This window comes from Streptomyces zinciresistens K42 (genome assembly GCF_000225525.1).
Classification (GTDB): domain Bacteria; phylum Actinomycetota; class Actinomycetes; order Streptomycetales; family Streptomycetaceae; genus Streptomyces; species Streptomyces zinciresistens.
This window is the reverse complement of the sequence record NZ_AGBF01000489.1, coordinates 1-470: the sequence shown is the minus strand read 5'-3', so window position 1 is coordinate 470 and position 470 is coordinate 1. Positions and strand designations below refer to the sequence as shown.

Here is a 470-nt window from a genome sequence, read left to right as displayed (position 1 = left end):
CGGCGCCGGACCGCCCGCCGACGACGGTCGCGGTGCCGCGGGTGCCGTGTCCGCCACCGTCGGAGGCCGTCGCGCCGACGTCCGGCACGGCCCCGCCGCAGCGCGCCCGGCCACCGAACTCCCGGTGCGGGAAGCGGATTCCGGTGCCGCTCACGTGGACCGTGACCCCGGCCCCGGCGGAGCCGGGCGGGGTGTGCCACCCGTCCGGCGGAAGATTGGCCTGATCGACGCGGTCCGGTTCGCGGGCGCGCGGAGCCCTGCGCAGGAGGCCGCCGAAGGTCGACATGCGCTGGGTCCGGTTCGGCGGGCGCGCGGAGCCCTGTGCGCGCGCTCCGGACCCGTGCGGGTGGCCGAGGCGGCGGAGGCGGCCCGAGGGCCGGACGCGAGCCGTCCGGTCTGCCGCGCGTTCGCCCGGACGGCGCAGCCGCCGAGCACCGTGCCGCGGCGGCGCCCGGTCCGCGCCCCGTGCG

1 pseudogene is annotated in these 470 nt (G+C 81.3%); it reads right to left on the bottom strand.

What is annotated here, in order from left to right:
- Positions 1 to 286: pseudogene (locus SZN_RS37835) on the bottom strand (S8 family peptidase); the annotation flags it as partial.
- Between the last annotated feature and the right edge of the window lie 184 nt (positions 287 to 470).